This is a genomic window from Flavobacterium psychrophilum DSM 3660 = ATCC 49418 (assembly GCF_002217405.1).
GTDB classification, from domain to species: Bacteria; Bacteroidota; Bacteroidia; order Flavobacteriales; family Flavobacteriaceae; genus Flavobacterium; species Flavobacterium psychrophilum.
In genome coordinates, this window is sequence record NZ_MUHE01000029.1 from 24023 (window position 1) to 34452 (window position 10430).

General features: G+C 32.0%; 10 protein-coding genes. 9 read left to right on the forward strand and 1 reads right to left on the reverse strand.

The genetic code is table 11. The features are described 5' to 3' along the window. Nucleotides 1-273: 273 nt before the first annotated feature. Nucleotides 274-915 (reverse strand): protein-L-isoaspartate(D-aspartate) O-methyltransferase, encoded by a 642-nt coding sequence (locus tag B0A57_RS08165; RefSeq protein WP_011964013.1) that lies wholly within the window; start codon nucleotides 913-915, stop codon nucleotides 274-276. 98 nt (nucleotides 916-1013) lie between these two features. On the opposite strand from B0A57_RS08165, the gene B0A57_RS08170 reads away from it, so the two are divergent. From B0A57_RS08170 to pepT, 9 genes are all read left to right on the forward strand, one after another. Continuing rightward, nucleotides 1014-1979, forward strand: coding sequence for a Gfo/Idh/MocA family protein (locus tag B0A57_RS08170; protein ID WP_011964014.1), 966 nt, complete (start codon nucleotides 1014-1016; stop codon nucleotides 1977-1979). A gap of 26 nt (nucleotides 1980-2005) precedes the next feature. Beyond that, nucleotides 2006-2893 (forward strand): 3-hydroxyacyl-CoA dehydrogenase family protein, encoded by an 888-nt coding sequence (locus B0A57_RS08175; protein WP_034098694.1) that lies wholly within the window; start codon nucleotides 2006-2008, stop codon nucleotides 2891-2893. Between the two features lie 29 nt (nucleotides 2894-2922). Next, nucleotides 2923-4155 (forward strand): DUF1015 domain-containing protein, encoded by a 1233-nt coding sequence (locus B0A57_RS08180; protein ID WP_011964016.1) that lies wholly within the window; start codon nucleotides 2923-2925, stop codon nucleotides 4153-4155. Nucleotides 4156-4239: 84 nt separating this feature from the next. After that, a complete protein-coding gene (locus B0A57_RS08185; protein ID WP_011964017.1) occupies nucleotides 4240-4899 on the forward strand; it encodes a YggS family pyridoxal phosphate-dependent enzyme in 660 nt (219 codons plus the stop codon). 32 nt (nucleotides 4900-4931) lie between these two features. Continuing rightward, nucleotides 4932-5300 (forward strand): four helix bundle protein, encoded by a 369-nt coding sequence (locus tag B0A57_RS08190; RefSeq protein WP_034098696.1) that lies wholly within the window; start codon nucleotides 4932-4934, stop codon nucleotides 5298-5300. A 112-nt stretch (nucleotides 5301-5412) separates the two neighbouring features. Continuing rightward, nucleotides 5413-6774 (forward strand): exonuclease domain-containing protein, encoded by a 1362-nt coding sequence (locus B0A57_RS08195; RefSeq protein ID WP_034098698.1) that lies wholly within the window; start codon nucleotides 5413-5415, stop codon nucleotides 6772-6774. 142 nt (nucleotides 6775-6916) lie between these two features. Continuing rightward, entirely contained in the window at nucleotides 6917-7840 is a 924-nt protein-coding gene (gene miaA / locus B0A57_RS08200) for a tRNA (adenosine(37)-N6)-dimethylallyltransferase MiaA (protein WP_034098699.1), read from the forward strand. Nucleotides 7841-7893: 53 nt separating this feature from the next. Beyond that, the gene (locus B0A57_RS08205; RefSeq protein WP_038466764.1) at nucleotides 7894-8694 is read left to right on the forward strand and encodes an XkdF-like putative serine protease domain-containing protein; all 801 of its coding nucleotides are present in this window, start codon (nucleotides 7894-7896) and stop codon (nucleotides 8692-8694) included. 204 nt (nucleotides 8695-8898) lie between these two features. After that, a complete protein-coding gene (gene pepT / locus B0A57_RS08210; protein WP_034098704.1) occupies nucleotides 8899-10173 on the forward strand; it encodes a peptidase T in 1275 nt (424 codons plus the stop codon). Nucleotides 10174-10430: the final 257 nt, after the last annotated feature.

Consider the following 10430-nt stretch of genomic DNA (forward strand, 5'->3'; position numbering starts at 1 on the left):
TGTAATTTTTATTTTTAGAGTGCAAATTTACAAAATAAATACTAAAGTTAGAAGCACAAGATTTGGTTTCTATCTCTAGATTTTTTCTTGCTTTACCTTACTTTAAAAATAAAAAAAAAACAGATTGGTATTAAAGCCCAACCCATTTAAAAATAAGATTCCTGTTGCAATGAAGTCCTAAAAAATTTTATTTAATAATACAGCGCTGTTTTAACTATTTTCGAACCTTATTAAAAAGGGGCCATTTTGTGTTAGAAACCAAGTTTACTAAACTTAGTTTTTATCTTCCAAGAGTGGCACAAATTTAAAATCTCCAAACTCATGCTTCTCAAATTGGGTTTCGTCCTTTCTAATAATCAATGTCATAATCTGACTGTTTTCGCCAACAGGAATTACGAGCTTTCCACCAATTTTTAGCTGTGCCATTAGTGCTTTTGGGATTTCTGGCGCACCAGCAGTTACAATAATACTATCAAACGGTGCATAATTTGGTAATCCTTTATATCCGTCGCCAAAAGATAAGTGTTTGGCTCTAATTCCTAATTTTGGCAATAATAATGATGTTTTTTTAAACAATTCATTCTGGCGTTCTACACTATATACTACGGCACCTACCATGCACAAAACTGCAGTTTGATAGCCAGAACCTGTTCCTATTTCTAAAACCTTGTCTCCTTTTTTTACCTCCAACAATTCTGTCTGAAATGCCACAGTATAAGGTTGCGAAATAGTTTGCCCTGCTCCTATAGGAAAAGCCAAGTCTTGGTAAGCATAATCTTCAAAACTAGAATTTAAAAAAAGATGTCTTGGTATTTTACTAATCGCTTCCAATATGTTTTTATTAGTAATTCCTTTTTGTTGCAAAACGGTTACTAACTGATTACGAAGTCCTTGATGTTTTGGTGTATCTTTCAATTTTTGGGGTATTATTTTTTGTAAATTTAGAAAACAAATTATCAATTATCAATAACCAATTATCAATTAATTCCTATTTTTGTTCAAAATACATTTTTATGTTAAAAGTTGGCGTTTTAGGTGCTGGTCATCTCGGAAAAATACATTTACGATTGCTACAACAATCTGAAAAATATGAATTAGTTGGTTTTTATGACGAAAATCAAGAAAACGGGGCTAAAATAGCCGCTGAATTTGGTTACAAACAATTTGATACTATTGCAAAATTAATTCACGCTGTCGATGTGATTGATATTGTTACTCCTACCCTTTCGCATTACAAATGTGCTAAAGTTGCCATAAAATCTGGCAAACATGTATTTATTGAAAAACCCATTTCTACCACTGTCGAAGAAGCTGAAGAAATTATTGCATTAGCTAAAGAATACAATATAAAAGGACAAGTAGGACATGTAGAACGTTTTAATCCTGCTTTTAAAGCTGTTAAGGATCAAATAAAAAATCCAATGTTTATCGAAACCCATCGTTTAGCAGAGTTTAATCCTCGTGGAACCGATGTTCCTGTGGTATTAGATTTGATGATTCATGATATAGATGCTATTTTAAGTGTTGTAAACTCGAAAGTAAAAAACATATCAGCAAGCGGTGTTTCGGTCATTAGTGATTCGCCAGATATTGCCAATGCACGCATTGCCTTCGAAAATGGTTGTGTTGCTAATATTACTGCGAGCAGAATTTCGATGAAAAACATGCGAAAATCAAGATTTTTTCAAAAAGACGCCTACATTTCTGTCGATTTTCTTGACAAAGTTTGTGAAGTGGTAAAAATGAAAGATGCACCTGAAACTCCTGGCGATTTCGATATGATTTTGCAAAATGCCGAAGGTATAAAAAAGCAAATTTATTACGAAAACCCATCGGTAGAACCTAATAATGCTATATTAGACGAATTAGATTCTTTTGCAGATGCCATCAATAATAATACAACTCCAGTGGTTACATTAGAACAAGCAACAGATGCTTTGCGAGTGGCTTATCAGATAATAAATTGCATGGAAAAGTAATCTTTTTAATTTTTAAATATTAAATAATGAAAAATATAGCAGTAATTGGAGCAGGAACTATGGGCAACGGAATTGCACATACTTTTGCACAATCAGGATTTACAGTAAAACTAATAGATATTTCGGAAAAATCGCTCGAAAAAGGTATTGCAACCATTGCCGCAAACCTAGACCGAATGGTGGCTAAAGGAACAATTACCGAAGAAGACAAACACAAAACCATTGGAAACATTATCACTTATACAGATATAAAAGATGGCGTTACAGGTTGCGATTTAGTCGTAGAAGCAGCTACCGAAAACTTGACCTTAAAACTAAATATCTTCAAACAATTAAGTGAAATTTGCGATCATAATACGATTTTAGCAACCAATACGTCTTCTATTTCAATTACACAAATAGCCGCCTCGGTGGTGCATCCAGAAAGAGTAATTGGTATGCACTTTATGAATCCTGTGCCTATTATGAAACTTGTCGAAATTATTCGTGGCTACAACACCACAAACGAAGTGACTAAAATCATCATGGATTTATCTGTTAAATTAGGAAAAACACCTACCGAAGTAAATGATTATCCAGGTTTTGTAGCCAATAGAATTTTGATGCCAATGATAAACGAAGCCATCGAAACATTATACAACAAAGTAGCTGGAGTACAAGAAATTGACACGGTAATGAAACTAGGAATGGGCCACCCCATGGGACCATTACAATTAGCCGATTTTATTGGGCTAGACGTTTGTTTGGCCATTCTAAACGTCCTGTACGACGGTTTCAAAAATCCTAAATATGCCCCTTGCCCATTATTGGTAAATATGGTTATGGCTGGAAAATTAGGCGCAAAATCTGGTGAAGGTTTTTATGATTACGCCGAAAGCAAAAAAGCAGAAAAAGTTTCAAAACAATTCTCCTAATTAACAATGAGTAATTTTCAATTAATGTAATGGCAAAAATAATTCCATTCAAAGCCGTTCGACCATCTGCCGACAAGGTAGGATTGGTAACTTGTAGAACTTACGACGATTATAATTCGGCAGAACTAGCTGCTTGGTTAAGTTATAATCCGTACTCCTTTTTGCATGTTATACATCCTGCGTTTGCCAATGCTCAGAAAATAACGATCGACAAACGTTTTAAAAGTGTGGCGCATAAATACCAAGATTTTAAAGACGAAGAAATATTAATTAAGGAAGAAATACCCGTTTTGTATTTGTACGAAATTCAAACAAAATCAGATATATTTTCGGGAATCATTGCAGGAACTTCTGTAGAAGATTACAAAAGTAATGTAATTAAAAAACATGAAGATACTTTACAGTTTCGAGTAGAACTGATAAAAGATTACATGAAACATACCGATTTTAATGCAGAACCTGTTCTAATAACTTATCCCGATAATGTCGAAATAAACAATTATATCAATTCACATAAAAAAAAGAAACCGCTTTACGAGTTTGCGACAACCAAAAAAGAAAAACACAGACTTTGGAAAATTGATGCGCAAAACGAAATAGACTGGTTACAAAATCATTTCGAAAAAATACCCGCTCTGTATATTGCCGACGGACACCATCGCTCTGCTGCTGCCGAATTATTAGCAGAGGAAAAGAAGGATACAAAAAATGAAAATATAAATCATTTTATGAGTTTCCTCATTGCCGAAAGCAACCTAAAAATACACGAATTTAACAGAATTATTAGAGATTTGAACGGTTTTACTAAAGAGGGTTTTATTGCAAAAATCGCTCAGCATTTTAACATCGAAAACAAAAATCAGGAGTTATGGAAACCAAAAAATAAGCATGAATTTGGAATGTATCTAGATGGAAATTTTTATGCTTTATTTTACAAAGGAGAAATAAACGAAAATTTCAATAACAAAAAAAAAATTCTTAAAAATTTAGATGCACAAATTTTGTACGACACCATTTTGCATCCGCTTTTGGGTTTAGAGGATTTGAGAAATGACGAACGCATCGATTATATTCCAGGAAAACAATCGGTTTCGGCAATCAAAGATTTAATAGATGAAGGAGAATTTAAAGTTGGTTTTATGCTTTACCCTTCGGATATTTCCGAAATAAAGACTTTAGCAGACAACAATTTAATCATGCCACCCAAAAGCACATACATAGAACCCAAGTTTAGAAGTGGCTTGGTAATTTATGAGTTGTAAAATAAAACAAGTTGTACACAGGTTTAAGAAATTAGAAAAATTTCCTAATTTCTTAAATTTGTGGCAAAAAAAAGAAAAATAATTATGTCGATAGCTCAAAATCTAAATAAAATAAAAGCCTCAATTCCAGAAAGTGTAACGCTTGTTGCAGTTTCTAAAACCAAGCCAATTTCTGATTTGATGGAAGCTTACCAAGCAGGTCAGCGCATTTTTGGAGAAAACAAAATTCAAGAAATGACCCAAAAATGGGAAGTGATGCCAAAAGATATTCAATGGCACATGATAGGACATGTACAAACCAATAAAGTAAAATTTATGGCAGAATATGTAAGTTTAATTCATGGAGTTGACAGCCTAAAATTATTAGAAGAAATAAACAAACAAGCTAAAAAATATGACCGAATTATTGCCTGTTTACTTCAAATATACATTGCCAAAGAAGAAACAAAATTTGGTTTAGACGAAAAAGAGCTGAACGAATTATTAGCATCAACCGAATTCAAATCATTTCAAAATATAAAAATTGTGGGACTCATGGGTATGGCAACATTTACCGAAAATCAGAACCAAATAAAGAAAGAATTCACACATTTGAAATCTATTTTCGATAATTCTAAATCATCATCAATTGTCAATTGTCAATTATCAATTCTTTCTATGGGAATGTCTGGTGACTACAAACTCGCAATCGAATCTGGAAGCACGATGGTTCGAATAGGAAGTAGTATCTTTGGAGGAAGATAATCAATTGCAAAAATCAAAAAAACATAATAGAAATGGAGAAAAATAATATTTTCAATGAAAAGATATTTAATTTTGAAGATAGATTAGTCCGTTTTGCTGGTGAATGTATTTTATTTACAAGAAGTTTGAATAAATCGTATGAAAATGAATATTATAAAAATCAAATAATTAGATCTTCCGGAAGTTCCTCTTTTAATTTTGGAGAAGCACAAGGAACAATTACAGATAAAGATTTTATTATTAAAGTTTCGGTGGTTGTAAAAGAATTAAAAGAATCTAGAAACTCGCTAAAAATTTTAAATTATATAAAAGAAGGAGATGAAAATCAAAGAATATTAATGTTAAATGAAACAGAGGAATTGATTGCAATAGCTTCAAAAATGATTATAAACAAACAATGATATTCAATATCAATGACAATATCAATGACAAAAATTCAATTTTTAATATTTTGAAATTATTTTTTGATATTGCCCTTAATATTGATTTTTTCCATTGACATTGAAATTGAAAATGTACGCAATACTAGACATAGAAACAACAGGAGGACAATTCAATGAAGAAGGAATTACCGAAATCGCCATCTATAAATTTGATGGTCATCAAATAGTAGACCAATTTATTAGTTTAGTAAATCCTGAAATCCCAATTCAACCGTTTGTAGTAAAACTTACGGGAATAAATAATGCTATGTTGGTTTCTGCACCCAAGTTTCACGAAGTAGCCAAACGCATTGTAGAAATCACAAAAGATTGTATAATTGTTGCACACAATACCGTTTTCGATTACCGAATTCTTCGCACAGAATTTAGCCGTCTAGGTTACGATTTTCAAGCAAAAACGCTATGCACAGTCGAACTAGCTAAAATACTAATTCCAGAACAACCCTCATATAGCTTAGGAAAATTAGTTCGAGCACTAGGAATCCCAATGACTAACAGACATCGTGCCGAAGGAGATGCACTAGCAACAGTCAAATTATTTAAAATGCTGTTAGACAAAGATTTGGAAAAAATCATTGTAAAAGAGCAAATTAAAACCGAAATTACCAAAGGAATTGCACCAAAATTATTAAATATTATCGAATCCCTGCCCAACAAAACAGGCGTTTACTACATTCACAAAGAAAACGGAACTATTATTTTTATTGGCAAAAGCAGAAATATCAAAAAAAGAGTAAACCAGCATTTTACAGGAATCACAAAAAGTGCCCTAAAAATACAACAAGAAGTTTTTACCGTTACTTACCAAGAAACTGGAAGCGAACTCATAGCGCTACTAAAAGAAACCGAAGAAATAAAAAGAAACCGACCTATTTATAACAGAATATCGCCTAAAACCCATTTCCCAGTAGCCATATATTGCGAAAAAGATGCCAATGGGTATTTGAATCTAAAATTACAAAAATTCGACGGTCGAAAAAAAGAAATCACAGCCTACACAAGCCTTCAGGAAGGAAAAAATAATTTATTCAGAATAACATCACAATACAATTTGTGCCAAAAATTAACTGGTTTATACGAAACAAAAACTCACTGTTTTCAGCAAAAAATAAACGAATGCGATGGCGCTTGTATAGGCAAAATTACGCCCCAAGAATACAACAAACGAGTGCAAGAATTTATTACAAAAAGCACCCTCGAAAACCAAAGCATCATCATTATAGACAGCGGTAGAACCACCAGAGAACACAGTGCTGTTCTCATAGAAAATGGTGTATATAAAGGCTATGCTTTTTTCGATTTAAATTATCAAATTAGCAATATACAAATACTAAAAAACCTCATTACACCAATGCCCAACAACCGTGACACCCGAAATATCATACAAGGCTATTTACGTAAAAACAAAGTGATGAAAATCATGAAATTTTAATTTTTTTAGGAGCTATTCCTACACCCGAGCCCGAAAGAGCGAACTGGCGAAGCAATTCGTTACAATCTTTTCCTTGCTAAAAGAGCCAGAAAAAGGATTTCCGCTACTATCAGGGCTAAAAAAATAAACAATCTACTAATTCATGAATTATTTAATAACCATAATCGGACCAACAGCCATAGGAAAAACCAGCTTAAGCATTGCATTAGCAAAACAATATAATTGCGACATTATTTCCTGCGACAGCCGACAGTTTTTTAAAGAAATGCGAATAGGAACTGCTGTTCCAAGCGATGAAGAATTAAGTCAGGCTACGCATCATTTTATCCAAAACAAATCGATTTTTGAAGAATATACCGTTGGAGATTTCGAGAAAGAAGCCATTACAAAACTCGACGAACTTTTTAGCAAAAACAATATTCAAATCATGGTTGGTGGCTCAGGATTATATGCAGATGCCGTCTTAAAAGGTTTTGATAGTTTTCCTAATATAAAACCTGAAATTCGTGAAAAAATTCAAGAACAATATGACGAAAATGGTATTCAATATTTACAACAAAAACTCCAAGAATTAGACACCGAATATTACTCCAAAATCCTTTCCCAAAACCCACAAACCTTACAAAACCCACAACGTATGATGCGCTTTGTAGAAGTTTGCCTAGGAACAGGAAAACCCTATTCTTCGTTCCTAAACAAAGACAAAATTACCCGAAACTTCACCCCTATTATCATTGGTTTAGAAGCCGACCGAGAAATAATGTACGACCGAATAAACCAACGTGTTGATATTATGATAAACGAAGGTTTGCTTGCCGAAGCAGAAAAACTATATCCAAATAAAGATTTAAACGCACTCCAAACGGTGGGTTACAGAGAATTATTTAGTTTTTTTGATGCTGATTTTACTTTAAATTTTGCCATCGAAGAAATTAAAAAAAATACCAGACGATTCTCAAAACGCCAAATTACTTGGTTCAAACGAACAGAAAACACCATTTGGTTCGATTATAAAGCAGATACTTCTAAAATAATTGAGGTTATTAATACAAAGATGAAACACTAATTTGCAAAAAAAATATAGGTTTTTCGCTAGCTTACTCCACAAAACTTCATAAAATGACAAATAATTATATTTTAGCACCAGTATTAATTCCTAATAAAAAAATGATTAGGAATGCTAATAATATAATAAATGAAATCCATCAAGTTTATTTCTCTAAAGAAACAATTGAACAAATAAAAAATGACTTTCATAAAAAAGAATGTGAAAATCTAATTAGTATAAATCACAATGAGGAAACATTTGGTTTAACATTGACCAAATCTTTTCTTATAAATAACGAAAATAAAAAAAAATTACCTAAAGAATTTTTAAAACTACCAATTGGAACTTGGATAGTTGAATACACTGTAGAAAACGACGCTGTGTGGAAAATGATAAAAGAAGGCAAAATTAACGGACTAAGTTTAGAGGGTGTTTTTCAATATCCCCAAGAATATGAAATTAATGAAGAAACTGATCCAATACAAGTAAACAATGATGACTTATTAGAAAAACGTTTCGATGAAATATTATTTCAAATAAGTAAAGGCAATAAACAGGAAAAAATAGATAATAATTATTTTTATTCTGAGTTTGAAATATTAAAAGAATGGAAATCAAAATTCGGCTATAAATTCAATATCTATGGAAATGACCACTTTATTAATAAAAAACCTCATTTCCATTTTGATAATAAACAAGATGACTTATATTGTAAAATTAGTTTTGACGGAGAAATATTTGAAATCAAACACAATAAAAAATTACCAAAAAATATCCACAAGGAATTAAAATATTTTTTATCAAAATTAGAAAATCAAAAAATATTAAAAGAAATATGGAATAACAAGAATCCAACTTTAAATGTGAAATAAAATAGCCAGCATACAATCGCTACAACAACGGATCATAACATTCATACATATAAATCAACTAAATGAACTTATATGACTTATATGGTTCAAAAAAAATAGAATAATTCCTGTAAATTACTGTAATTCAAGCTACATTTTACCAAACAAAAGAATTTCTCTTTTCCTAAATAAATCTTATATTTGACCCTCATTAAAAAAAATATCATGCAACACATTATAGACCGTTTTATAAGCTACGTAACCATAGATACCGAATCTGATCCAAATTCAGAAACCACACCAAGCACCGCAAAACAATGGGATTTGGCTAACAAATTAGTCGAAGAACTAAAAGCCATTGGCATGCAAGATGTAACTATAGATGACAAAGCTTATATCATGGCAACTTTGCCTAGTAATGTTTCTCACGAGGTTCCTACCATTGGTTTTGTATCTCATTTTGATACTACTCCAGATTTTACAGGAAAAGACGTAAAACCACAAATTATAAAAAATTATGATGGCAACGATATCGTATTAAATGCAGAAAAAAACATCGTGCTTTCGCCAAAATATTTCAAAGATTTATTACAATACAAAGGACAAACGCTAATCACTACCGATGGTACAACACTACTTGGTGCCGATGATAAAGCAGGAATTACCGAAATTGTTTCGGCAATGGAATTCCTTATTAAAAACCCAGAAATTAAACACGGAAAAATTCGAGTAGGTTTTACACCAGACGAAGAAATAGGCCGTGGCGCACACCATTTTGATGTACAAAAATTTGCATGCGACTGGGCCTACACCATGGACGGAAGTCAGATTGGCGAATTAGAATATGAAAATTTTAATGCCGCTGGTGCCAAAATAATTTTTAAAGGAAAAAGTGTACACCCAGGTTATGCTAAAGGAAAAATGATAAACTCGATGCTATTAGCAAACGAATTTATTAACGAATTACCAAAAGACGAAATACCACAAAAAACAAAAGGTTACAAAGGCTTCTTTCATGTAACACAACTTTCTGGAAGCATCGAAGAAACACAGCTAGAACTCATTATTCGTGATCATGATGCCAGAAAATTTAAAAAACGCAAAGAGCTTATTCATAAAATTACCAAAAAAATGAATAAGAAATATGCCAAACAGTTTGGAGAAGATATCGTAATTACTGTATTAAATGACCAATATTACAATATGAAAGAAAAAGTAGTTCCCGTATTTCATATCATAGATATTGCCGAAAAAGCGATGAAAAACTTAGGCATAAAACCACTTATAAAACCTATTCGTGGTGGCACCGACGGTTGCCAATTATCATACAAAGGATTACCATGTCCTAATATTTTTGCTGGCGGACACAATTTTCATGGAAAATACGAATATGTTCCTGTAGAAAGTATGCAAAAAGCAATGGAAGTAATTGTACAAATTGCTCAAATTACTGCTTCGGGAGATTATAAAAAAATCGAAAAAAATGATGACTTAATTTAATATTCGTTAACGGTAATTTATTATAGCCACAAAAAACGCTTATAACAAGATTTTAAATATCGGTTATAAGCGTTTTTTTTTGTAATTTTTACAATGGTTATGCCGTTTTAATTTTAAAAACACTGCAATGTTTGGTGTGTGTATCCTCATTTAGAGGCACTGTACTCTTATTGTTTTAGCAAATTTAATAACAAATGGTACAACAACACACCATTGTCATGCGAATTAAAACATATTACTAATACCATTTAAAGTTT